At 61.3% G+C, this 24561-nt stretch carries 23 protein-coding genes; 22 read left to right on the top strand and 1 reads right to left on the bottom strand.

Going from position 1 to position 24561, the window contains the following annotated elements; all coding sequences use genetic code 11:
- The first annotated feature begins 6 nt into the window (after positions 1–6).
- The 14 genes from GSVR_RS07775 to GSVR_RS07710 all read left to right on the top strand — a co-directional run bounded on the left by GSVR_RS07775 (position 7) and on the right by GSVR_RS07710 (position 12691).
- Positions 7–843 carry a hypothetical protein gene (locus GSVR_RS07775; RefSeq protein WP_173197421.1) on the top strand — a complete coding sequence of 279 codons (837 nt, stop codon included), beginning with the start codon at positions 7–9 and terminating at the stop codon, positions 841–843.
- A gap of 12 nt (positions 844–855) precedes the next feature.
- Positions 856–2685: a VTT domain-containing protein gene (locus GSVR_RS07770; RefSeq protein WP_239077485.1), complete on the top strand. Its 1830-nt coding sequence runs from the start codon at positions 856–858 to the stop codon at positions 2683–2685.
- Positions 2682–3371 (top strand): glycosyltransferase family 2 protein, encoded by a 690-nt coding sequence (locus GSVR_RS07765; RefSeq protein ID WP_173197419.1) that lies wholly within the window; start codon positions 2682–2684, stop codon positions 3369–3371. The genes GSVR_RS07770 and GSVR_RS07765 overlap by 4 nt, the downstream gene beginning before the upstream one ends.
- A gap of 329 nt (positions 3372–3700) precedes the next feature.
- Positions 3701–4711 (top strand): extracellular solute-binding protein, encoded by a 1011-nt coding sequence (locus tag GSVR_RS07760; RefSeq protein WP_173197417.1) that lies wholly within the window; start codon positions 3701–3703, stop codon positions 4709–4711.
- A gap of 6 nt (positions 4712–4717) precedes the next feature.
- Entirely contained in the window at positions 4718–5611 is an 894-nt protein-coding gene (locus GSVR_RS07755; RefSeq protein ID WP_173197415.1) for an iron ABC transporter permease, read from the top strand.
- Complete coding sequence (locus GSVR_RS07750) at positions 5604–6419, top strand: ABC transporter permease (protein WP_173197413.1); 816 nt, start codon at positions 5604–5606, stop codon at positions 6417–6419. The genes GSVR_RS07755 and GSVR_RS07750 overlap by 8 nt, the downstream gene beginning before the upstream one ends.
- A complete protein-coding gene (locus tag GSVR_RS07745) occupies positions 6416–7471 on the top strand; it encodes an ABC transporter ATP-binding protein (RefSeq protein WP_173197411.1) in 1056 nt (351 codons plus the stop codon). Before GSVR_RS07750 ends, GSVR_RS07745 begins: the two co-directional genes overlap by 4 nt.
- A gap of 141 nt (positions 7472–7612) precedes the next feature.
- Complete coding sequence (locus tag GSVR_RS07740; protein WP_173197409.1) at positions 7613–7945, top strand: arsenosugar biosynthesis-associated peroxidase-like protein; 333 nt, start codon at positions 7613–7615, stop codon at positions 7943–7945.
- A gap of 14 nt (positions 7946–7959) precedes the next feature.
- Positions 7960–8910, top strand: a complete 951-nt coding sequence (gene arsS, locus GSVR_RS07735; RefSeq protein WP_173197407.1) for an arsenosugar biosynthesis radical SAM (seleno)protein ArsS — start codon at positions 7960–7962, stop codon at positions 8908–8910.
- A gap of 30 nt (positions 8911–8940) precedes the next feature.
- On the top strand, positions 8941–9819 hold the full coding sequence (locus tag GSVR_RS07730; RefSeq protein ID WP_173197405.1) for a sulfurtransferase: 879 nt from the start codon (positions 8941–8943) through the stop codon (positions 9817–9819).
- Between the two features lie 102 nt (positions 9820–9921).
- Entirely contained in the window at positions 9922–10425 is a 504-nt protein-coding gene (locus tag GSVR_RS07725; RefSeq protein ID WP_173197403.1) for a hypothetical protein, read from the top strand.
- Between the two features lie 36 nt (positions 10426–10461).
- Positions 10462–11949, top strand: coding sequence for a glycosyltransferase (locus tag GSVR_RS07720; RefSeq protein WP_173197401.1), 1488 nt, complete (start codon positions 10462–10464; stop codon positions 11947–11949).
- Positions 11950–12062: 113 nt separating this feature from the next.
- Positions 12063–12290 carry an antitoxin gene (locus GSVR_RS07715; protein WP_173197399.1) on the top strand — a complete coding sequence of 76 codons (228 nt, stop codon included), beginning with the start codon at positions 12063–12065 and terminating at the stop codon, positions 12288–12290.
- Complete coding sequence (locus tag GSVR_RS07710) at positions 12290–12691, top strand: type II toxin-antitoxin system VapC family toxin (RefSeq protein ID WP_173197397.1); 402 nt, start codon at positions 12290–12292, stop codon at positions 12689–12691. Before GSVR_RS07715 ends, GSVR_RS07710 begins: the two co-directional genes overlap by 1 nt.
- Here the strand turns inward: GSVR_RS07710 and GSVR_RS07705 are convergent.
- Entirely contained in the window at positions 12675–14042 is a 1368-nt protein-coding gene (locus GSVR_RS07705; RefSeq protein WP_173197395.1) for a glycosyltransferase 87 family protein, read from the bottom strand. The two genes, GSVR_RS07710 and GSVR_RS07705, sit on opposite strands and share 17 nt — an antisense overlap.
- A 219-nt stretch (positions 14043–14261) precedes the next feature.
- On the opposite strand from GSVR_RS07705, the gene GSVR_RS07700 reads away from it, so the two are divergent.
- The 8 genes from GSVR_RS07700 to GSVR_RS07665 all read left to right on the top strand — a co-directional run bounded on the left by GSVR_RS07700 (position 14262) and on the right by GSVR_RS07665 (position 24470).
- Positions 14262–15557 carry a putative DNA modification/repair radical SAM protein gene (locus GSVR_RS07700; RefSeq protein ID WP_173197393.1) on the top strand — a complete coding sequence of 432 codons (1296 nt, stop codon included), beginning with the start codon at positions 14262–14264 and terminating at the stop codon, positions 15555–15557.
- On the top strand, positions 15557–16342 hold the full coding sequence (locus GSVR_RS07695) for a TIGR03915 family putative DNA repair protein (RefSeq protein WP_173197391.1): 786 nt from the start codon (positions 15557–15559) through the stop codon (positions 16340–16342). Before GSVR_RS07700 ends, GSVR_RS07695 begins: the two co-directional genes overlap by 1 nt.
- Before the next feature lie 261 nt (positions 16343–16603).
- Positions 16604–17500, top strand: a complete 897-nt coding sequence (locus tag GSVR_RS07690; protein WP_173197389.1) for a rod shape-determining protein — start codon at positions 16604–16606, stop codon at positions 17498–17500.
- Positions 17501–18090: 590 nt separating this feature from the next.
- Positions 18091–18402 (top strand): DUF2325 domain-containing protein, encoded by a 312-nt coding sequence (locus tag GSVR_RS07685; RefSeq protein ID WP_173197387.1) that lies wholly within the window; start codon positions 18091–18093, stop codon positions 18400–18402.
- Positions 18395–20038 (top strand): alginate export family protein, encoded by a 1644-nt coding sequence (locus GSVR_RS07680; protein ID WP_173197385.1) that lies wholly within the window; start codon positions 18395–18397, stop codon positions 20036–20038. Before GSVR_RS07685 ends, GSVR_RS07680 begins: the two co-directional genes overlap by 8 nt.
- Positions 20039–20260: 222 nt before the next feature.
- Positions 20261–22267 carry an FTR1 family protein gene (locus GSVR_RS07675; RefSeq protein ID WP_173197383.1) on the top strand — a complete coding sequence of 669 codons (2007 nt, stop codon included), beginning with the start codon at positions 20261–20263 and terminating at the stop codon, positions 22265–22267.
- Positions 22268–22393: 126 nt separating this feature from the next.
- Positions 22394–22927, top strand: coding sequence for an iron transporter (locus GSVR_RS07670; protein ID WP_173197381.1), 534 nt, complete (start codon positions 22394–22396; stop codon positions 22925–22927).
- A gap of 88 nt (positions 22928–23015) precedes the next feature.
- Positions 23016–24470 (top strand): Fe-S-containing protein, encoded by a 1455-nt coding sequence (locus tag GSVR_RS07665; protein ID WP_173197379.1) that lies wholly within the window; start codon positions 23016–23018, stop codon positions 24468–24470.
- Positions 24471–24561 lie beyond the last annotated feature (91 nt).

The raw sequence follows: 24561 nt of genomic DNA, 5'->3' as shown, positions 1-24561 counted from the left end.
GAACCAATGAAAAAACAGATATTCACGTTTCTTGCTCTGACCGCAGTGCTGGCCTCTGCCACCACCGCCTTTGCCGGTGCCTGGACAGCGCCTAAAGGGGGATTCTACGAGAAGGCTTCCTTCAACTATTATTACGCCCACGAAAACTTCAGCAGCACAGGGCATCGCGAAGGGACACCCAATAACGGAAAGTTCACCGATTATGACATCAGCAACTATTTCGAGATCGGCCTGACCGACGACCTGACCGCAATCAATTCGCTGACCTACAAATGGCTGGAAAACGAGGACAACAACCTGCGCAGCAAAGGGTACGGGCTTGGCGACGTGGACCTCGGGCTGCGTTACAAGCTGCTGGATCACGACAAGATCGGCATCGTCTCCACGCAACTGCTGGTAAAAGTGCCGGGCACCTATGACAAAAACGACCCCCTGCCCCTCGGCAATGGTCAGTTTGACACTGAACTGCGTCTATTGTACGGTCGTTCGCTCTACCCGCTGATTCCCGGATACGGTAATGTGGAAATCGGGTACCGCTGGCGCGCCCAGGATCCATCCGACGAATTGCGCTACCTGATCGAGTTTGGCGTGGATATCACCAAAAACATCTACGGCCGGGTCAAGCTGGATGGCACCTATAGCATGGACAACGGGAAAAAACAGGACAGCAACGGTAATCCCACGGCCACCAACAACTTCGACCTGGGTAAGCTGGATGTTGCATTCGGATACAAGATCACTCCGAAATTCGGCGTTGAAATCGGCTACCGGCCCGACATCTACGGACAGAACACCGCTGCCGGCGCCAACTATTCCTTTGCCCTGTACTACACGAGTCCCTGAGGAGCCTGAAGCGTGAACCCCACCAGCATCCCCGCCGAACGTGCGGCACTGAGAGAACTGCGGGAAGCGACAATTGCCGGTTGCAGCGAGTGCGGCCTGTGCGTCCGGGAGTGCTCGTTCCTGAAAAAACAGGGCACACCGAAAGACATCGCCGCCTCGTTCGATCCGGGCAATGCCGCCAGCCTTTCCCGTCCGTTCGAATGCAGCCTGTGCGGTCTCTGCACCGCCGTCTGCCCGGAGCGGCTCGAACTGGACGCACTGTTTCTGGAGATGCGGCGCGAAGCGGTCGACCGCGGCTGCGGGGAATACCCGGGACACCAGCCGCTCGTAACCTACGAGCGGCTGGGAACCTCCCGGCGCTTCACCCTCTACCGCCTGCCGCAGGGATGTACAACCATCTTCTTTCCCGGCTGTTCCCTTTCCGGCACCCGGCCGGAAGGGGTCAACCAGGTCTTTGCCCGTCTCCAAGAGGGTGACCCGAATATCGGCATCGTCTTCGACTGCTGCCTGAAACCGTCCCACAGTCTGGGACGCGAACAGTACGTGAGCGCCATGTTCGAAGAGATGCGGGAATACCTGCTGGGACAGGGGGTCAGGGAGGTGCTGGTCGCCTGCCCCAACTGCCAGGTGATGTTCGAGAAATTCGGAGCCGGCCTGGCCGTGAAAACGGTCTGGGAGGCGCTGGCCGCGTCAGGCCTTCAACTGCAGCGAACAACCGGTACGGTGACGGTTCATGACCCGTGCGTGATCCGCTACGCCGAGCCGGTACACGGCGCGGTCAGGACCCTGCTCACACGCCAGGGGCTGACAGTGGAGGAAATGCCCCATTCCGGCCGAACGACCGTCTGCTGCGGCAAAGGGGGGGCGGTGGACATGCTGGCCCCGGAATTGGCCGCTTCCTGGGGCGCCTTGCGTAAAAGCGAGGCCGCGGGCCGGAGGATCGTCACCTATTGTGCCGGCTGCACCCAGGCCCTGGGAACGCATACCCCCACCAGCCATCTGGTGGATCTGCTCTTTGCGCCGGCCCGGACCATGGCCGGCAAAACCCGGGGCGCCCGCACCCCGTTTACCTATCTGAACCGCCTCAGGCTTAAAAAGCGCTACAATATAATGAAAGGAACCGCCGTGACCCGCGAACGCACCGTTGCCCCGGAAAAAGAAAAAAAGAAACGCCCGTTCAGATCCCTGATCGTCGCGCTGTTACTGGTGGCTGCCGTGATCGGCGTGCATCTTTCCGGCGCAACGCATTACCTGCAGCAAGAAAAACTGCAGGCACTGATCGGCTCCTATGGTGCGCTTGCCCCGGCCATCTACATCCTGATCTACGCCCTGGCGCCGGTACTGTTCCTGCCCGGCCTGCCGCTCACCGTGGCGGGGGGCATCCTGTTCGGGCCCTTCTGGGGCGTGGTCTACGCCATTACCGGCGCCACCATCGGCGCGTCCCTGGCCTTTCTTGTGGCGCGCTACGTGGCGCGCGACTGGGTTGCTGCCAAGCTGACCGGTCCCAAATGGGAGAAACTGGACAGCGAGGTGGCCCTGCACGGCTGGAAGGTGGTGGCCTTCACCCGGCTGATACCCGCCTTTCCCTTCAACCTGCTGAATTACGCCTTTGGCCTGACCAAGATCCCGTTCACCCACTATCTGGTTGCCACGTTCATCTGCATGCTGCCGGCCTGCATCGCCTTCATCGTCTTTTCCAGCTCCCTGCTGGGGCTGATCCGGGGGACAGTATCGCCCGCGGCGATCATCGGCATCGGGCTGATAGTGCTGGTGTCGCTGCTGCCGCTTTTGTACCGGCGCTTCAAGGCACGGCGGAACGGGAACGGGACGCCACCCCTGTGACGGTCCCTTCCGTAGCCCTGATCATTCCAGCCCGCAACGAAGAGCTCGCGCTCCCGCAGGTGCTGGAACGCGTGCCCCGGAAAATAGGCCGCGTGATCGTGGTGGACAACGGCTCCATCGATAACACCGCCGGGGTCGCGGCTGCCCATGGTGCACAGGTCGTGCACGAACCACGGGCCGGTTACGGCAGCGCCTGCCTGGCGGGGCTGGCGGCGCTCGAACACGATCCACCGCACATCGTGGCCTTTGCCGATGCAGACGGCAGCGACGGCGTGGAAAACCTGGAGTTGCTGCTGCAGCCGCTGTTGGCCGGGGAGACAGACCTGGCCCTTTCCCGGCGGTTGCCCGCGGCCGGGATGGCACTGAGCCCGCAGCAGCGCTTCGGGAACTGGCTGGCCACGCGCCTGATCCGCCTGTTCTGGCGGCACGACTACCACGACCTGGGACCGATGCGCGCCATTACCTGGCAGGCCCTGAAACGTCTGCAGATGCACGACCGCAGCTTCGGCTGGACCGTGGAGATGCAGATCAGGGCCCTGAAAGCGGGATTGCGGGTGACCGAAATCCCCCTGCCCTACTTTGTCAGGATCGCCGGAGAGTCCAAGATCAGCCGTACCATGACCGGAGTTGTCCGGGCCGGCGCCAAGATCCTGTGGGTGATTGGTAGGGAGGCGTTGCAAACGTAAAAGGCTTTGCCACGGAGACACAGAGTTCACAGAGAAAAGTCAGGCTGTTGCTCTTGAGCTCTATCTGAATCCGTGGAGCCTGGAAGCCGAAGCGAGCGTCATGCCGGGGCTCGATCGTCGCCGACCCTGTCTCATGCTGCCCAACTGTCTCATCTACGGCGAAATGTTTCTCATACCGGAAACGCACGAGCAGAGGCATGGGTAGCGAGTGAAGGCTGGAAGGCTTCACGGATTCAGATACCATTCACTGCCAGAGGGGCTCAGGAAAAGAAACTTTTGTTGCCCTATATCCATTGTTGTCCGTAAAGAAACTGAAAGGGGTAATGTACGTGAAACCGAACCGTATCGTGAAATTCCTGGCAGCAGCCCTGCTGGTCGCTGTCCCCGTCCTGGCGGCGCAAACCACTGTGATCCAGTATGACTGCATCCCCAACTACGCCAACTGGGGGGGCGTGACCAAGGCCTACCAGCAGAAGACCGGCGTGGTGGTGCCGCCGGACATGAAAGGCTCCAGCCCCAGCATGGCCGCTCTGGAAGCCGAGCGGAACAATCCCAAAGCCGACTGCGTCTATTATTCCGGGGCCATCGGCTATCAGGCGGCTACCAAAGGGCTGCACGACCATTACAAGCCCAAGGGGTGGGACAAGATCCCGGCCGGGCTGAAAGATCCCAACGGCGCCTGGTGGACCGTGCATACCGGGCATATCGCCATCCTGGTCAACACCGCGGCCCTGAAGGGAAAACCCATTCCCCGCTCCTTTGCCGACCTGCTCAACCCGATCTACAAGGGGATGGTGGTGTATGACGATCCCCGCTTCAACGGCACCGGCTTCACCTTTGTGGCCGGGATCAGCAGCGTGCTGGGGGGCAAGGATCTCACGGCCGGGTTCGATTACCTGAAAAAACTGGACGCCAACATCCTCAAGTACAACAAGGACAACATCTACAACGAGCTGCTGCGCGGCGAAGTGCCGATCTGGATCAATGCCGACGGCAACGGCCTGAAGGCCAAGCATGTGGATAAAGGCAGCATCGAAGTGGTCATTCCGGCTGAAGGGACCATTACCATGCCGCTGGTCATGGCGCTGGTCAAAGGTGCGCCCCACAAGGAAGAAGCCAGGAAATACCTGGACTGGCTGCTGGGCAGCGAGGCCCAGAGCCTGATGGCCGAATCGTTCTTCCAGCCGGTCATGCCGGTCAAGCTTTCCCCCGAGCTGCAGGCCAAGTTCCCCCCCAAGAGCGCCTATGCCAAGGCCAAGGTCATTCCGCTGGACCGCATGGCGGCCCAGGCCGACGAGATCAAAAAACGGTGGGAAAAAGAGATCGACGGGGGACGGTGACGAGCGGTGCCTATCCGGGATTCTTCATGCGCACTGCCGGCCAACCGGGTCGGGGAGCGGCGCACAGTGGCGCCGCTCCTGCTCTGCCTTCCGCTGCTTCTGCTGCTGCTGGCGCTGTTGCTGCGCCCCCTGGCGCATCTGCTCCATCAGAGCCTGCTGCTGACAGATGCGCCCACGGCCGGCATCACCCTGCATAATTACCTGGAGATCGCCGCGGTTCCGCGCTACCGCCGCGCCCTGCTGTGGTCGCTGGAACTCAGCCTGGCAGTGGCAGCCGGCTCCACCGCCATCTGCCTTGCTCCGGCCTGGCTCTTCACCCGCTACCGTTTTCCCGGCAAGCGTCTGATGCGCGGCATCCTGACCCTGCCGATGACCTTCTCCGGGATGATCGTCGGCTTCCTGATGGTGATCATGCTGGGACGGGCCGGCTTTGTCCCCCAATTTCTGGAGAGCCTGACCGGCAGGCCGCTCCTGAGCGGGGTCGGCTACCAGTTTCCGGGACTGGTGCTGGCTTACCTCTATTTCGAGATCCCGCGCGCCACCCTGACCCTGGAGTCGGCCCTGGCCAAGCTGGACAGCCGCCTGGAACAGGCCGCCCGCAGCCTGGGAGCCGGCCATTGGCAACGCTTCCGCCTGGTCGTGCTGCCGACCATATGGCCCGCCCTTCTCTCGACCTTTGCGGTCACCTTCAGCGTTTCGCTCGGCTCGTTCGGAGTGCTGCTGGTCCTCTCCATCCGCCGCTTCACCCTGCTGCCGCTGGAGATATTCACCCAGTACCTGGCCCCGCCCAGCGACCACGGCATTGCGGCTGCCATGTCGCTGACGCTGCTGACCATAGCCTTTGCCACCGGCTATGGCCTGCGCCGGCTGGCCGGACGCGGGGAGATCCGTCATGCCTAGGAATGCCGGCTTTCTGTTCTGCCTGGCCGTGACCGCGGCCCTGATGGCGCTGATCCTGCTGCCGCTGCTGGCGGTAGTGCTCGGTTCGTGCGTGAATGTTTCGCTGCTGGGGCTTTCGTCCGACCTGTGGTCCGGCAACCGGCACGAACTGCTGGACTTCAGCGCCTTCGGCTATATCCTGGAACACTATGGCGATTGGGCGTTCTTCAGCCTGGAACTGGCCCTGGCCTGCGTGGTTATCTGCCTGCTGGCCGCGGTTCCGGCCGGATATGCCGTTGTGCGCCATCCCTTTCCCGGGTCGGGGGTGCTGGAGGAACTGGTGCTGCTGCCGCTCTCGCTGCCCGGCATCACCCTGTCCATCGCCCTGTTGTCGACCTATGGCGAGTTGCGCGGCCCCCTGCTGGTCCTGGCGGGTCACCTGCTCTACACCATTCCCTTCATGTTCAAGGTCGTGACAGCCACCTTGCGCAGCTTCGATGTGGCCCGGCTGGAAGACGCGGCCCGCAGCCTGGGGGCCTCGCTTTTCCAGCGGCTGTTCCTGGTGGTCCTGCCAAACCTGCGACATGCCATGACAATCGGCAGCCTGCTGGTCTTTGCCGTGTCGTGGGGCGAGTTCAACGTGAGTTTCCTGCTCAACCGCGGCCGCCCCCAGACCTTTCCGGCGGTGCTCTACGATACCTACACCAACCAGAGCATCCAGATTTCGAGCGCGGCCACAACCATTTTCCTTGCCATCGTCATTCCTGCCCTGATTGCCGTGCAATGGCTCGGCGACCGGGAGACGGCAGACCTGGAGCAGGGAGCATGAACGCATTCCTCGAGGCACGCGGCCTCGGAAAAAATTACGGCACGGTCGCTGCCGTGCACGGTTTCAGCCATTGTTTCGCAGCCGGCAAGATCACCACGCTGCTCGGCCCGAGCGGTTCCGGCAAATCCACGACACTGGCCATGCTGGCCGGCCTGACTGACCCGGATGCCGGTTCGGTCCTGCTGGACGGAACTGATATCACCCGTCGGCCGGCCGAACAACGCGACTTCGGCCTGGTCTTTCAGAACTACTCGCTCTTCCCGCACCTGTCCGTGCTGGAAAATGTCGAATTCGGCCTGAGAGTGCGGGGCGTTGGCCGGCGCGAACGGCGCCAGCGAGCTCTGGCCGCGCTCGAAAAGGTGCATATGGTGCACCTGGCCCCACGCCGCATCCATCAGATTTCCGGCGGCGAGCAGCAGCGCACGGCCCTGGCGCGGGCCCTGGCCTTCAATCCACGCGTGCTGCTGCTGGACGAGCCGCTTTCGGCCCTGGACGCCAAGCTGCGCGAAAGCCTGCGGGGGGAACTGTGGCGCCTGCTGAACGAGCTGTCGCTGACCGCTGTCTACGTCACCCACGATCAGGTGGAGGCCATGAGCCTGGGACACGAACTGATCATCATGCAGGAAGGGCGTATCGAGCAGGCCGGCGCGCCGCTCGATGTCTACCGGCACCCTGCCAGCCCCTTCGTGGCCGACTTTCTCGGTTCGGCCAACCTGCTGGCCGGCGAGTGCATATCCGCCCCGGAGGGGCCGCGCCTGCGCTTCCTGACCGCCGAACTGCCGGCCCCGGCGGGCTCCGCAGCGGGTCCCTGCGCGGTCATGATCCGTCCGGAGGATATCCTGATTGTGCCGGAGGGGAGCGGACAATTGCGGGCACAGGTGACCTCCTCGCTCTTTCTCGGCAGCCGGGCCAGCCTGACCGTTGCCTGTGACGGATGTCCCCTGACCGTGGATGCCCCCAACGACAGCATCCCGACGGTGGGCGAAACGGTTTCGCTGCATATCCGCCCTGACCGGCTCAGGGCTCTGCGGCCGCAGACTCTGAACTCCTGACATCTGCCCGGCGCTCCGGCAATGCATCGCCACGAATTCAGAGCCTGCTCCGGCGATGTTCGATCACCGAGAACCGCGGCCCGTCGAGTTTTCCGGTATCCTGCACGGGTGCCGATTCCACACACAAAGGAGACATCGCAGATGGAAACCTACTATGATCCGGCCGACCTGGCCAAATTCGGCGATATCGGCAAAAGCGCCCCTGAACTGGCCGAGAAGTTTTTCGGATATTACGGTGCCGTTTTCGCGGAAGGCGCCCTGACGCAGCGGGAAAAGTCCCTGATCGCCCTGGCCGTTGCCCATGCGGTCCAGTGTCCCTACTGCATTGATGCCTACACCAAGGACAGCCTGGAAAAAGGGGCCAGCATCGAAGAGATGACCGAAGCCCTGCATGTGGTCACGGCCATCCGCGGCGGCGCCTCCTTGGTGCATGGCGTGCAGATGCGCAAGCTGGCCGAGAAGATTTCACTGTAGCGCTCGGAGCCGAAATGACTTTCAGCGATACCGTGAAGAAACATGGTCTGCTCCTCGAACGCAGCCAGACAACCACCCTGCAGGTGAATGTCGGACTTACCTGCGACCTGACCTGCCGCCACTGCCATCAGCAGGCCGGACCGCACCGGCCGGAACAGATGTCTGCGGCCGTTATTGATGAAGTAATTGCCTGCGCCCGGCGGCTGCGCTTCGAAACCGCGGATATCACCGGCGGGGCGCCGGAGCTGTTTCCCGGCCTGTCACGGCTGGTGACCGCCCTGGCGCAGTCGACGCCAAAGGTGATCGTGCGAACGAACCTGACCGCCCTGGCCCGCCCGGAAGCCCGCAGCCTGCCGGAACTGTACCGGAGCTGCGGCGTGACCGTCGCCGCCTCGCTCCCGGCCCTTAACCCGGAACAGACCGAGGCCCAGCGGGGAAGCGGCGTCTGGAGCGCAAGCCTGGACATGCTCCGCCGGCTGAACGATCTGGGATACGGCCGGGAGGGGAGCGGCCTGGAACTGATCCTGATCTCCAATCCTGCCGGGGCGTTTCTTTCCCCGGCCCAGGCCCAGGCCGAACAGCGCTTCCACCGGGACCTGGAGCGGCGTCACGGCATCACCTTCAGCAAACTCTTCACCCTGGCCAATGCGCCGCTGGGGCGCTTCCGGTCATGGCTGGAGTCCTCCGGCAACCTGACCCCTTATCTGGAGAAGCTGGAGGCCGGTTTCAACCCGTGCGCAGTGGAGGGACTGATGTGCCGTTCCTTCATCTCCGTGGACTGGAACGGCCATCTCTACGATTGCGATTTCAACCTGGCCGCCGGAATCCCCCTCGGCGGAACCCGGCGACACATCACGGAACTGCGCGAACTGCCGCAGCCGGGCAGCCCCATCGCCACGGCCGATTACTGTTTTACCTGCACCGCCGGCTCAGGTTCGTCCTGCAGCGGCAGCACCGTTCCATAGGCGTACCACATCCACAGGAGACAAGAAAACATGATAGCAATGACACGCTGGAACACAGTTCTTGTACGTAACACGCTGGCGCTGTTCCTGCTGCTGGCGGCGATCTTCTTCGCATCGCCGTCAGTGGCTCCGGCTGCCGATCTGGGGGTGATCGAGGCCGGTGCCTTGCGGAGCACCCCAACCAAATGGGTCATCCTGGACGCCCGTCCTAAGTCGGCCTGGGAAGCGGGCCATATCCCGGGCGCCCTGTCGTTTTCCTGGGACAACTACACCCGCACCGATGAAAAAGGGGTACAGTTCAGTTCCTTCCCTCCCCAGGAGCTGGCCCGCATTCTGGCCGGCCTGGGCATCGATGAGAAAACTCCGCTGGTGATCTACGGCGATGCCGACAAGAGCTGGGGGGGCGAGGGATATGACATCTGGCTGTTTTCCTGGCTGGGTCACAAGGGGCCGATCCGACTGCTGGGAGGGGGCATCCAGGCCTGGAACTCCCTGAACCTGCCGCTGGTCAAGGGGGAGGAAAAAGCAACGGCCGCGAAAGCCCGCTACCTGGTGGATCTCAAGCCGCGCTACCTTATTTCGACCGAAGATATACAGCAGCACAGGGGAACGTTTACGCTGGTGGATGTCCGCTCCACCTTAGAATGGCTCAAGGGAAGGATACCGGGTGCGGTGCACATCCCCTGGGATGATTTCTACACCGGCAAGGAACGCCGGCCGCTCCCTGCGGCCGAGCTGAAAAAACTGCTGACAAAACATGGCGTGGACACTTCCCGGCCCGTGGTGTACTACTGCACCGGCGGCGTGCGTTCCGGGTATGCCTGGATGGCGCACCAGCTCTCCGGGCTGTCGGAGGCGATCAATTACAAGGGCAGCTGGGCTGCCTGGGAAAAACGGAGTGGCCGGTAGTTCCGGATAAACGGATGGCTGCCCCAGAAGACACATGCACAACGGTACATAACGCTTGAGTCGGGATTGCCGGTTCGTCCGGCCATACCCATTGGAGATGCGATGCCTGCACTTGTTTCAATCATTCTTGTCCTGTTCCTGTCCGTTGTGCCGTGTCTGGCAGCGGAACCGGGAGCCAAACCAGGGGCCAACCCGCCGGTCACGACCGGAAAAAAGAAACTGCTGCTGTTTGCCAAGAACCCCGCCACCTGGAGCATTATCAAAAACGGCGGCAGCGGTAAAATGGTGTACCGGGCAACAACGGGAGCGTTCACCCTGACTGCCGCCGGACTCCGCTCCCGCGCGTCCTATGCCCTGGTCAGATATGCCGACACTCCGCCGAAAGTGGAAATTCTCGCCAAAGCCCAGGCCGACCGGCAGGGGCGTCTGGAACTGGCAGGTACTTGGCACAACTGGACCAAAAAATTCTGGCTGGTAGCGGCCGAGGATGTAAAGGGAAAGGTGGGAGAGGCCGGCTCGCTGACCGCCTGGCGGCCGGAGCGATACCTTTTCGAGGAAAAGCAGCTCGGTATACCGTGCGACTGCCCGGAGCCGGACGAACCGTAACAAGACCGTGCCGGTGCGCCCCCATGAACCAGGAGCATGACCATTCCATTTTCGACACTTCTGATACCGGCCCTGACCGTGCTGCACTTTGCCGCATTGCTGGGGCTCTCATTGTACGGCCTGCACCGGGTCTGGCTGATGTTCTGCCTGTGGGCCGACAAACATGCCGACCAACCGCCGCCGTTCCCCCCAGCCTCCGTTACGGATGACATCCCCTTTGTCACGGTACAGCTGCCGCTTTACAACGAACGTTTCGTTGCCCGGCGCCTGATCGACGCTGCCGCGCGGATCGACTGGCCCTGCGGCCGGCTGGAGATCCAGGTACTGGACGATTCGGACGATGACACCTGTCAACTGGTGGACGAGCGTGCTGCCTGGTGGCAGCGCCAGGGGGTGACCATCGGCGTGGTGAGGAGGAACAACCGCGCAGGCTACAAGGCCGGGGCTCTGGCGCACGGGCTGACGCTGGCACGGGGGGAGTTCGTGGCGATTTTCGATGCCGACTTCATCCCGCCGACCGATTTTCTGCAATCGGTCATGCCGTGGTTCCGCGCCCCGGGAGTGGGCATGGTCCAGACCCGCTGGAGTTTCTGCAATGCCGAGCACTCCTGGTTTACCGGCATCCAGTCCCTGCTGCTCGGGCCGCATTTCAGCATCGAACACCGCCTGCGCTATCAGAAGGGGCTGTTCTTCAACTTCAACGGTACAGCCGGGGTGTGGCGCAGACAGGCCATAGAGACGGCAGGGGGCTGGCAGTCGGACACGGTGACCGAGGATCTCGACCTGAGCTACCGGGCGCAGCTGGCCGGCTGGCGCTTCATCTACCGCGAAGAATGCCCGGTGCCCTCCGAATTGCCGATCACCCTCTCCGCACTGCGCAGCCAGCAGCAGCGCTGGGCCAAGGGCTCCATCCAGACCGCCCGCAAGATATTGCCCCGCCTGCTGAAGGAGCGCCTGCCGCTGGCGGTCAAGCTCGAAGCGATCGCCCACCTGATGGCCAACGTCTACTGGCTGCTGGGCATGATCGTCATGCTGACACTCTATCCGACCGTTACCTGGCGGGTCGGGATCGGCCTGCACCAGATCCTGAGGATCGACCTGCCCCTGTTTCTGGCCACCAGCGGCGCCATCATGGGCTACTTCCTGGTCTACTCCTTCGGCAGCGGAAGGCGGCATAGTCTCAGGCATGTGCTGCTGCTCCCGGCCCTTACCATCGGGCTGGCTCCCAGCATCTCGTGTTCGGTTCTAAAGGGGATGTTCAGCAGAGGGGGGGAATTCGAGCGAACCCCCAAGTTCGGCATTCTCGGGCGGGAACGCATACCGGGGCTGGCCTTTCTTTATCATCGTAAAAATCTACCCTATATCCTCATCAACACCCTGCTCTGCCTGTACTGCCTGCTGCCCCTGACGTTCGCCTGGCAGCGGGAAACCTGGCCCGCCATTCCGCTGTTCCTGGTCTTTCCGTTCGGCTTTGCCCTGGTTGTGGTCAAGGATGTCAGGGAAGCCTTTCTGGCAGCCCGGTAGCGGCAGAGAATAGCGATTCAATGGGGCAGGCATACATTTTGTGCAAACTCAGCTTGCCATTGCGAATGCACCAGTATATATTTTAAATATATATTACCATGAGGAGGCGTACGATGAAGACGGCGAAAATATTTCAGAACGGCCAGAGTCAGGCTGTCAGGCTTCCCAGGGAGTTCCGCTTCGACGACAGCGAAGTGTTCATCAAAAAAAGCGGCAATGTGGTGCAGTTGATCCCCCGTAGCGGCTCCTGGAACTCCCTGTTCGACAGTCTGAAAAAATTTTCCGGCGACTTCATGGCCGAACGCATACAACCGGAGTTCGACAAACGGGACGAGTTCTGATGAAGCTGCTGCTCGACACCAATATCTGCATCTACATTATCAAGCAGCAGCCGGCTGCCGTGCTCGAACGGTTTCTGGGGTATCAGGTCGGAGAGATCGCACTGTCCTCCATTACGGTTGCGGAGTTGCGCTACGGTGTCGCCAAAAGTGCCCACCGTGAGAAGAACGCTCAGGCCCTGGACGAGTTCATCATTCCGCTGGAAGTCGTGTCGTTCGATGAGGAAGCAGCCCGCGTCTATGGCGAGATCCGGGCTGCGCTGGAAAAAGCGGGCACGCCGGTCGGCGCCATGGATATGCTGATTGCTGCCCACGCGCTGTCCCTGGGTATTCCCCTGGTTACCAACAACACCCGCGAATTTGGGCGCATCCCTGCCCTTACCCTTCTCAACTGGGCGGACTGACGCAACCCGCTTTCATCCGCCCCGCAGATATGCCGCCCGCGCCGCCGATCATCCGGCCGAGCACCCCGGCCGTCACCGGTGCCGCGAATACCGCGGCAGTGACAACCGGGTTTTCGATCCACTCCCCCAGAATGAAATACGGGATCTGCACCTGATAGGTCAGGAAGACCGTCCAGCAGAGCACGAGCCCGGCAGGCCCGGCACAGAACGGGAGGAATGCCGCCAGACAGAGCGCATACCAGGGCTGCAGTGTGGGAGTAAGCAGCAACAGGGCCAGGGCAATGCCGTAGCAGGTTTCGATTGCCCGCCGCCGTGCGGTGATCGCATCCCGCTCCCGCTGCAGGATACGCAACAGTCTGCCGTACAGCGCCACGCCAATCAGCAGCAAGCATCCCGAAAGCAGCAGGCGGGCAGTTGTTCCCGAGCCGGTCGTCCGGCGCAGGAGGTTGAATCCGAAGCCGGCAAACTCCCAATTGCGCGCATATACCTCCAGGGTGGCCAGGCCATTGGCCAGATGGGGCATGAACGACAGCACAAGCGCTGCCAGGGCTGTGCCAAAACCGGCGGCAAACAGGGCGCGTTCCCGTTTGGCGAGCAGCATGAACGCTATTGGTGCCAGCAGGAACGGGAACAGCTTCACCAGTCCGGCCGCCGCCAGCAGGGCTCCGGCCAGAAGCGGCCGCCAGCGTGAACCGGACGCACGGTCCCGATTGCCGAAGATCAGGCAGAAGGCCCCCATTGCCATGGTCAGCCCGGCCCCGTCGATATGCCCGGAACCGGCTATCTCCAGCACCGGCAGCGGGTTCCAGGCGTACAACGCGCTCCGCCAGACCGGCAGGTCCAGGCGCCGCAGCAGCACCATCATGAGGGCGCACAATCCCAGGTCCAGCGTCACCAGCAGGCTTTTGATCCCGAGGAGCGAACCGCCGCAGGCGGCTCCGGCCGCAAACACCACCTGGGCGGCCGGAGGGTAGATGGTGACATACTGGGGATGGTTCACCAACGCATGCGTGGCTGCCAGTTCGGGAGGGGGCCGGACAACGGCCGGCGCCGCGGCATAGGGATTGATCCCCCGCAGCAGATTGCCGCCGTCCCACAGATAGCGGTAAAGATCGTCGGAGAGCTGCGGTGGTGAGAACACAAACATCAGGCGCAGCAGCAGGGCAATGCCCAGGATCATGACCGGCGGCCATGCCAGGGTGCCTCGTTCTCCCCGGTAGAGCAGAAACGCCAGCACCATTACCATGACGGCCGTGGTCCCGACCAGCAGCGGCACCGCCAGGCGCAGTTCGGGCACCGTTGCCAGTAAACCGCAGGCCGCCACAACCACCACTGCCACCAGCGCGGACACCGTTTTTCCGGTACGATCAGATATCGATTCCCTGCGTCCGTTCACCATACGAGTGTGATATATTCCCTTCCGAGATTGTTCTCGGGCAGTATTTCCGCCACCGTGAGCGTCGCGCAATGCTATCATATTCCGGGCACGCCGTATGAAACTTTTCCGCTATTTTGAACTGCAAACAGAGTACGACATATTATGTCGTGCATATGAACTATATTGGCCGCCATGACAGCACTTCCCCTTGAACAGCGCCTGGAAATCCTGGCCGACAGCGCCAAATACGACGTTTCCTGTTCGTCCAGCGGCAGCAGTCGCACCGCTCGACCAGGCGGCCTCGGCAATACCGCTTCCGGCGGCATCTGCCATACCTGGACCGCGGACGGCCGCTGCATCTCGCTGTTCAAGATCCTCCTCACCAATGTCTGCATGTACGATTGCGCCTACTGCCTCAACCGCCGCTCCAACGACATCCCCCGCGCCACCTTTACCCCGGACGAAATCGTGGCCCTGACCATGAACTTTTACCGCCGCAATTACATCGAGGGACTGTTCCTCAGCACCGGCGTGATCCGTTCCGCGGATTACACCATGGAGCTTCTGATCGACGTGGCGCGCAGACTCCGGGAACAGGAGCGCTTCAACGGCTATATCCACCTCAAGCTGGTGCCGGGGGCTGATCCGCTTTTGGTCGCCCAGGCCGGACGCTATGCTGATCGGGTCAGCATCAACATCGAGCTTCCCACACGCCACAGCCTGGCGCTGCTGGCACCGGACAAACCGCGCGAATCGGTCATCAACCCCATGCGCCAGGTGAGCGGCCTGATTGTCGAATCGCGCGCCAACCGCAAGGAATCCCCCAGGGCGTCCCGCTTCGCTCCGGCCGGCCAGAGCACGCAACTGATCGTGGGAGCGACCCCGGAGAGCGACCGGGAGATCATCACCCTGACCGAAGGGCTGTATAAGCGCCTGGAACTGAAGCGGGTCTACTATTCGGCCTTTGTGCCGGTTTCGGACGACAACCGGCTGCCGACGCTCGCCCCTCCCCCGCTGCTGCGCGAGCATCGACTGTACCAGGCTGACTGGCTGCTCCGCTTTTACGGTTTTGCCGCCCACGAGTTGCTGGACGACGAGCGCCCCAACCTGGACATGCGCTTTGACCCCAAGAGCGACTGGGCCCTGCGGCACCTGGAGCTGTTCCCCGTAGAGGTCAACCGGGCCGAGTACGAGGTCCTGCTGCGGGTGCCAGGCATCGGGGTCCGCTCGGCCCAGCGGATCGTGCAGGCGCGGCGCGTCACGCGCCTGGGGGAGGCGGAGCTGAAAAAGCTGGGGGTGGTGCTGAGGCGGGCCCGATACTTCCTGACCGCCGGCGGACGCTATCTGGGGGGAATCAGACTGGATGGCCCGCGCCTGATGGAACGCCTGCTGGCGCCGGCACGGCGGCCGGCCCGCCTGGACCAGTTGGAGCTGTTTGCCACCACGCCTGCCCCAGCGGACGCTTCGGCCCTGACGGGAGAGTTGTGATGCATGTTTATCGCTACGACAACAGCTTCGAGGGCTTTATCTGCGCCGTGACCGAAGCGCTCGGGCGGCAGGAGAGCCATCCCGAATTCACGGGCGAACGCAACGGCAACAACGGGCTTTTCAGTGCCGACATTTGCGAAGTGCCCTATGTACGGGAGACGGCGCTGGCCTTTCGGAAGACATTCGTGGAAACCGTCTCGCAGTCGGCTTTTGCCGCTGCCCGTTATGCCTTTCACAGCCGGAAGGAGGGGATCGAGCGATTGCTGTGGCGTTATTTCAAGCTGGGGCTTGAAGCAGGACCCCGCCTGGCCCTGATGCAGGCCACGGAGCCGGTGCACACCGTCGAACGCCTTGCGCGGCAGGTTTCCCACGAGGCGCACAAGTTCAAGGGATTTGTCAGATTCGGCGAGGTGGCCGACGGCTTTCTGTATGCGCCGATCGAACCGGTTGCCGATATCCTGACACTGATTGCGCCGCATTTTGTCGGCCGCATCGGGGACCGCCCCTGGATGATCCACGACCTCGGCCGCGCACAGGCTGTGCTGTTCGACCTCAGGACCTGGCGTCTGGTGACGGATGTCGAACTGCTGGCGCAGCCGGATCCGGCGGCCGGTGAACAGGACTACGCCGGTCTCTGGCAGCGCTACTTCCAGCGCCTTGCCATCCCTGAACGGCATAATCCGGAGCTGCAACGGAAACATGTTCCCCTCCGCTACAGAAAACAGCTGACCGAGTTCAATTCCCCCGCCAAACAGGCAGTTGACTCATCCCTTTCGCTGGACTAGAATGTGTTGAAATCATACGGTATTCCCGCCTGGCGGGACCGAGTCTTTTCAGGTTCTGTCTGAAATCGCAGCGGTTGATCATTCCGCACCGGTGAAGGCATTCCACAATGAAGATAACCAGTTCTGGATCACGACCCCACCGGCACGGGCCCGTGGGGTTTCGCATTTTTGCCTGTTCCGGAACGAACTGAAGCAAACATCGGCCGCATCGCTTCTGCATGCGTTTATGTCGGACCGCCGGAAAGGCATTGAAGGTCAATCATGGTATCCATGTTCAAAGGCACGCACTGGCGGCAGCATGTCGCATTGGATGTCGGCACGGCAACCACGAGAATTGCCGCAGGCACATCCCGGACGATAGAACAGCCCTCCTGCGTAGGTACGAAACGGGCACTCCGCAATGGAGTGGTGGTGGATGGCGAGGCGGTTTCGCACATGCTGAAACCGCTTCTGGACCGGACCAGGGCATTCGGAATCGTAAAACCGTACGTTCTGACCTGCGCTCCCAGCGATGCGCGGCGCGAAGAACGGCAATCCCTGTTCGACTCGATCATGAAGGCCGGCGCTGCATCGGTCTCCATGGTGCCCGAACCGCTCGCAGCAGCCATTGGATCGGGCCTTGACGTCTCTTCCCCCTACGCCCAGATGGTGATCGACATCGGCGAAGGGGTCAGTGACTGCGCCATCATACGATCGAGTAAAATTCGTGCCACCTGTGCAATCAGGATCGGGTGCGACCGGATGCGCCGCGCCATCGTGCATGCCGCGCACCAGGCAGGGTGCGCCGCCATCGACGATTCATATGCGGATACCCTGATGCGCACCTGCGGCCTTGCCCGTTCGGTCGACCGGACCGGCAGCCAGATGGCGGCCGCTGCCCTGCAACCGGTGCTGGAAGAGATCGCCGTCACCATTGACAGCTTTTTGCGGGATATACCCGATGATCTGGGATGCGAGGTCATCGAAAGCGGCATCTGCCTCACCGGCGGTGGTGCCCTGATTCCCGGCGTTCGGGAATTTCTCGAACAGCGCACCGGCATCGGCGTCACCGTCTCCGGCAATCCCCGCACTTCCGTGGTGGAAGGAGCGCGTGCCATCCTGCCGGTCATCATGCTGCTCAACCAGTGGAAACAGTCCTCCTTTAAAGAGAAGTACTGATTGCACTGCAGAGTCCTGTCCTCGAAGTAATTGATACTAAAAGGTGGGTAGCGATCCCAAGCGCATCGGAGGAAGAGACATAATCGTGTAGGACGGGAATTCGTTCTACTACGACGGCCGCAAGTAAGAATCCAGGGGGATGTCACGGGGTATATCTGACATCCCCTTTTTTTGCCTCCATCGCCAGCGCCCCCTGTCCCTCATACCTGCCCATCCCTGTTCCTGCGAAACTTCCTCCTCATGAGAAACGTCGCTGCAACAGCTCCAGCCCGGGTAATGAGAGCCTTTTTTTAGCACCCCTATATTTTTAATCTTGACAACCTGCAACTCCTTCCGTATGTTGATAACGAATTTCAATACCAACCATGAGCATTCCCTTATCCTGGAACTACGTCCGGGAGAGGCATCATGGTGAGGCGGTCCCCCCGCAGGAGACATGACCGCCGGATTCACAGTGCTCCTGCACTACAGACTTCGCATCGCACTACCCACCGGATTCACCCACAACATAAACGGAAGCTCGAAACGACGACGTTTTTTTCAACAGCAATTGATAATGGCTATCAACATCTTTTTCAAGGAGGATTGTCATGAGCGTTGTCCTGATCGGCGGCATGGACCGCCTTGAACGGCAGTACGTGGACGAAGCCGAGCGCGCCGGTGTCAGCCTGCGTGTCTTCAATACGGCCAAACCGGGCATTGCAGCCAAGCTGAAGAATGTCGATGCCGTGGTGATCTTCACCAACAAGGTTTCCCACCGGGCCAGAAACGAGGCCCTGAGCGCCGCCAAGGCCAACAAGATACCGGTCTTTATGCACCATGCCTGCGGGGTGTGCACGCTCCGCGAATGTCTGAAGTGCATGCATATCATCAACCACACAGGAGGAATGAAGGATGTTTAAGAGGATACTGCCGATACTATCGACCACGCTGCTGTTGGCGGGGGCGGCACATGCCCAGGAAGGCGCGGGCACCATGGACCAGGCGCCCCAGATGAACCAGGCCCAGGAAGGGGCCGGCGAACGTCAGATCCCGGAGCAGGTAAATGCCGAGAACTGGGCCTACCAGGAGATCAAGGATCTGGTGGACAAGTACGAGGCCCAGAAAAAGCTGCCCGAAGGCAAGCCGTGTTCAAAAGGTGAGCTGGCCCAGTGTCTGCTTTCCGTTCTGGAAAAGGTCGTGGACAAGTATGACAAGGAGGGGGGCGGAGCCCTGCTGCGTGACGATCTGGTCCGTATCTCCGCCTTGCACGAAGCTCTGGAAGGCGAGTTGACCAAGCAGCCCGAATACGGCGCAAAACGCGCCAGCATTGAGGATATCCTCGATCTGGTGGAGCCGGAAACGCCGGCCTACACCTACAAATTTGGGGTGAACGGTTTCCTGAGGGGCGAGTGGGGCAGGAATTTCCGGTTGTTCGACGGCCATGAACCCGGCTTCGATATGGGGCAGTTCACCTGGCGCGTCAAGCCGTTCGCGTACTGGCATCCCACCGATTACCTCGATATCCACCTGGAAGGACAGGGCTACGGCTTTACCGGCGGAAATGGCGAGTTCGACCGCTTCAATCTCTATCAGGGCTTCGTGGAGGCACGCACTCCCGGTCATGACTGGGCTGCACTCAAGGGAGGTCGTCAGGAGTTCGTGTACGGCAGCGCCTTTATCCAGGGTGCCGATACAGCCTTCGACGGTATGACCTTCGACGGTGCCCGCCTTCGCTTGAAGCCGCTGGCAGGGCTCAGTGTCGACCTGCTGGGGGGCGTGTATGCCAAGCCGTTCTCGGGTGGTCAGACCGGCAACCTGTGGGGCGCCTATGCCACCTATGCCCCGACCGAGGACAGCACGCTTGACCTGTACGTGTTCCGCGACAACCAGGCTGCCGAAGGCGAGCCCCAGCGGGGCGAATACCTGGATACCTGGGGTCTGCGCAGTGTCTCCAAACTGGGACCGCTCTCCCTGGAGATCGAGCCTGTCTTCCAGACCGGTAAACTGGGCGGCGAAGATGTCAACGCCTACGGCGGCCATGCCGACCTGACCGGCGAATTCGAACTGGGCGGATTCAAGAATGCCCTGACCTTCGGTTATGCCATCGGCTCCGGCGACCAGAATGCTGCCGACGGCATCTCCAGCAGGAAAGAATTCCGCAACCCCAACAACGATACCTCCATTGTGGGCGACATGCATCTGTTCGGCGATCTTTCCGGCATCGATGTGGCCGGAAGCCATGCCAGCGGTCTGCAGGTCTACACCCTGGGCTGGGGCATCGAACTCACCGACAGTCTGAGCTTTGCAGCCACCGGCCACAAGTTCATGGCCAACAACGTACCGACCGGCATCGTCAGCCGCCACCTGGGCATAGAAGCCGACTTCGGCCTGACCTGGAAGATCCAGAAGAACCTGGCCCTGACCCTGGCCTACGACCACTTCTTTACCGAGGGGTTCTTCCGGGAGGCTTCCGGCAGCAGCAAGGATCTGAGCTACGCTTATGCCATGCTGACCTTCAACTGGGACAAGACCAAGCGCAAGGCGGTCAAAGAATAATCCTGCAGCACATCAAAAGGCGATGACACGCGGTACAGGCAGGATCGCAGCGGATTTTCACGGATAAACCGAACAGGTACACGATGTGAATCCGTGCAAATCCGCTGCACCCGCCCAAATCCGCGTTCCATTGCCGTTCTGGTCAGCCTACGGGTTTGATCGCCCTGGTAATTACGTGTCGTGTGCTTCGCGGACAATCGATTTTTTTGAAAAGAGGCGGATATGGGAAGAATGGTACGAATGCTGAGAGCGGCTGGCATCTTCTGCGCCGTGGCGCTGATGGTTGCGACGGGGCTCGTCTCCACTGCGGCAGCCAAGGATAAGCACGCCCTGAATTATCGGGAGCTGATCGAGGAAACAGGCACCTTCCTGAACCAGGCCCTCGACCTGTACCGCAAGGGTGACCAACAGGGAGCCAAGCGCAAGGCCCAGGCGGCCTACTTCGAAGTGTACGAAAACCTCGAAGGCCCGATCCGCGTCAATGTCTCAGCCAAAAAGAACATCGAGCTGGAGGAGGAGTTTGTCGCCATCCGCAAGATGATCGTGGCCGGGGAACCGGCGGGCTCGGTGGAAAAGAAGATAACCGACTTCATGGCCCAGTTGCGGACCCTGGCCCCTGAACTGGAAGGAGGGGTCGAACTCGTCGCTGAAGCCGACAAGGGTGCAAAACCGAAACATGCCGAAGAGAGTGCCGAATCCGGCAAGGCGCAGGGAGAACCGGTCTGGCTCCAGGCGCTGGAAACCGTGCGCACCGGCCTGGCAAATGCCCTTGAGACCTACCGGAAAGGAGACCGCAAAAAAGCGGCCGAGCTGGTGGTTCAGGCCCAGTTCGAAGGCTACAAGAACACGCTGCTCGAAACGGCGGTCAGACGTTCCGTCTCCCAAAAGAAAGATTTCGAGAACAATTCCGGGTTTTCCGAAATTCAGGCCATGATCGCCAAGGGGACCGCTCCGGCCGAGGTGGAGCAGCGCATGAAACTCCTGTCGGACGAGATCAAAGCGGATCTGCCGGCACTGGCCCTGGTGGAGGGCGCAGTTTCCAAACGCGAAGCAGCCGGAACCGCCGCCAACGCCACCTCGGGCAAGGATTGGAGCGCGGTTACGGCAGACCTGTTCCGTGAGATCGACAAGGCCATTGCCCTGTACAAGCAGGGTTCGGTGAAAGAGGCGCTCCTGGCCATGCAGGACACCTACTTCGACGTCTTCGAAGCCAGCGGCATGGAGGCCAAGATCGGCAGCCGGGACGCCAACTTCAAGGTAACCCTGGAAGGACACTTCAGCAGGATCGTGGGGCAGATGAAGAACCATGCCGATGCCTCGGAACTGGAAGCCTCCCTGGGCGCCATGAAAGGGGATTTTGCCAAGGCCGTGGACATGCTCGGCACCGGCAGCGATTCTCCCATGGCCATCTTCATCTACTCGCTGATGATCATCCTGAGGGAAGGCTTCGAAGCGATCCTGATCATCACCGCCATCATCGCCTATCTGGTCAAGACCGGCAACCGGGACAAGCTCAAGGTCATCTACAACGGCAGCATTGCCGCCCTGGTGCTGAGCGTGATCACGGCGGTGCTGGTGAAATGGGTCTTCAAGACATCGGCCGCCAGCCAGGAAATCATGGAAGGGGCAACCATGCTGCTGGCCTGCGTGGTGCTGTTCAGCATCAGTTACTGGCTGATCTCCAAGGCCGAAGCCCAGAAATGGAGTGCCTACCTCAAGGATAAGGTGGGAGATTCGATTTCCTCCAGCTCCATGTGGACCCTGTGGTTCACCGCCTTCCTGGCGGTCTACCGCGAAGGGGCCGAAACCGTGCTCTTCTACCAGGCCCTGGCAGTCGATGCCGGCAGCGCCTCCGGCCTGACCGCTCTGGTGGCCGGGTTTGCCATCGGCTGCGGCCTGCTGGTGGTGATCTACCTGGCCATGCGCCACGGTGCCGTCAAGCTGCCCATACGCCCTTTCTTCCTCTTCACCGGTGCGCTCATGTACTACATGGCGTTCGTCTTCGCCGGCAAAGGGGTCATGGAGCTGATCGAAGGGAAAATGTTCACCCCTTCGCTGATCTCGTGGATGCCGTCCCTGCCCTTCATCGGCGTCTATCCCTACGTGCAGACCCTGATCCCCCAGGCGCTGATCGTCCTGGCCGCCCTGGCGGGACTGGCCGTGGTATCACGGCAGCGGAACCTGCATGCAGAACAGACGGCAGCCAAGGATAATCTTCAAAACGTGTAAGAACTTTTACAGGGATGGACAGGATGAACAGGATAGGACCTGAGACATCTGAATTTTGAATGTGGATTTATGCAGTAACCGCATGGACCGGCATGATCCGGAAAAATAACAAGGAGGTAGTTCAAGATGAAAAAGCTGTTGACCGGTTGCCTGATGGCGGGCCTTTTGTCGGGGCTTTCCCTGGCTGCATATGGGGCGGAGAAGATGAAGGAGTATCCGGCGGGCGAGGAAAAGGAAATCAATCACATGAAGATCGCTGCCGTGTATCTCCGGCCGATCGACATGGAACCGCGCGGTGCCGATCTGGCTGCATCGCAGGCTGACATCCACCTGGAAGCGGATATCCATGCCCTCAAAGGAAACCCGAACGGCTTCGGCGCCGGTGAATGGATTCCCTACCTGACCGTGACCTACAAGCTGGAGAACCTGGATACGGGCGCCAAGAAGGAAGGCAAGTTCATGCCCATGGTCGCCAAGGACGGCCCCCACTACGGCAGCAACATCAAGATGATGGGTGCCGGCAACTACAAGGTCACCTATACCATCGACTCTCCCGCCAAGCAGGGCTTTGGCCGCCATACCGACGCATACAGCGGCGTCGGCAAATGGTTCCAGACCTTTACCGTTGATTACAAGTTCAAGTACGTACCGATCAAGTAGACTCACCCTCCCCTTGTGACAAGGGGTCCTGTCAAAAAATGGCGAGACGTGCCGCCGGCGCGTCTCGCCACTGTTGAACGGAGAAGAGATGCTGGCCTTTCTGGTTAATTTCGTCCATGCCTTCATACCCCTGTCGCTGGTGATCGGGCTGCTGATCCCCCTGCTGCCGCAAACCGGTGGGAAACGCCCCTGCCGTCCCCTGATGATTGCCGTGGCCTGCGGCATACTGGCCGGTTGCATCCTTCACCCGCTGGCGCTGCGCCATGAAACCATCACTGCGGCGCGCACCGTCCTTAACGGCACAGCCCTGGCGGCGGCCCTGCTCAATGCAGCCGCCCTTGTGTTCATCCCTCAACGCAGCCGGATACGGGACACCCTCGTTCATGGAGCGGCGCTCTTCTTTGCCGGCACCCTGGCCGTTGTATCGGGCTTCTCCTTTTCAGCCTTCGTTACCGAACAGACCGTCTCGGCCAGTTCGGTGCTGAACACCGAACTGATCCTGAACCTGGCCGGAATTCTGGCCGGGCTGTCGCTTACCGGCCTACTCGTTCCCCTGACGGTTCACATGAGCGCGCGCAACGGGAAGCGGACCGTCAGAGGCCTGCTGCTGTTGGTCTCGGCACTGCTGATGACCGCCTGGTCGGCTGACCTGCTGCTGGGCATGATGCGCCTGGAACTGGTCGAGCTTACCAGCACCCGCGTCTCGATCGTCGCCAGGATCGGCAAATACACCCCCCTGATTTCCTATCTCCTGATACTGGCCGTGGCGACCCTTTCCCTGGCCTTTTTCCGGAACCGGCCGAAGGCCGCGCCCGATGCACTGGCGGAAATGGGAATGGCGGAACGGAGAAAGACGCTCAGCCGGGTGCTGCTGGAGCAGCGCTGGTTCCGCGGTGCCCTGGCAACGGTGCTGCTGCTCGTGACGGCGCTCCTGTACCATGATCTCTACGCCTCCCGCCCCCCCAAGATTTCGGAGCCGCTGCGGCTGACGCCCGACAACCGGGGGATCATCCGGGTGAAGGTCGAGGACCTGGCGGACGGCAATCTCCACCGCTACGCCTATGTGACCGACGACGGGCACGTGGTGCGCTTTTTCATGATCAACCGCTCCGGTGGCAGGAAGATCGGCGTGGTCTACGACGCCTGCATGCTGTGCGGCGACATGGGATACCTGCAGGAAAAGAACGAAGTCATCTGCATTGCCTGCAACGTGCGGATCTTCATTCCCTCCATCGGCAAGGCCGGGGGCTGCAACCCCATCCCCCTTCCCCACCAGATCGAGGGGGGCGAGGTGCTGGTCAGCGCGGCGGAACTGGACAAGGGTGCCCGCTATTTCTCCCAGGTGGTCACGGTAAAGGTCAAGGACCCGGTCAGCGGCAAGGAGCTGATCAGCCGCGATGCGCCTCAGCGCTACGAATACAAGGGTCGCACCTATTTCTTCGAGTCGGCCGGAACGCTGGAACGCTTCCAGGCCGAGCCCGACAAGTATGTGGGACAGCAGGAATCGCGCTATTTCCGGGCGCAGGGTTTCCGGGAGTCGTAACAACGGAGGAGTACCGGAAAGGCATTGCACACGGAAAAAGCGGAAACGGCGGAAACGTCAGGATCCAATTGAAATTATCCGTTTTGATCCG

The sequence above is a fragment of the Geobacter sp. SVR genome (assembly GCF_016865365.1).
In the GTDB taxonomy this organism is placed as follows: domain Bacteria; phylum Desulfobacterota; class Desulfuromonadia; order Geobacterales; family Pseudopelobacteraceae; genus Pelotalea.
Note: the sequence above shows the minus strand (reverse complement) of the source record. Positions and strands in the feature narration are given on the sequence as shown.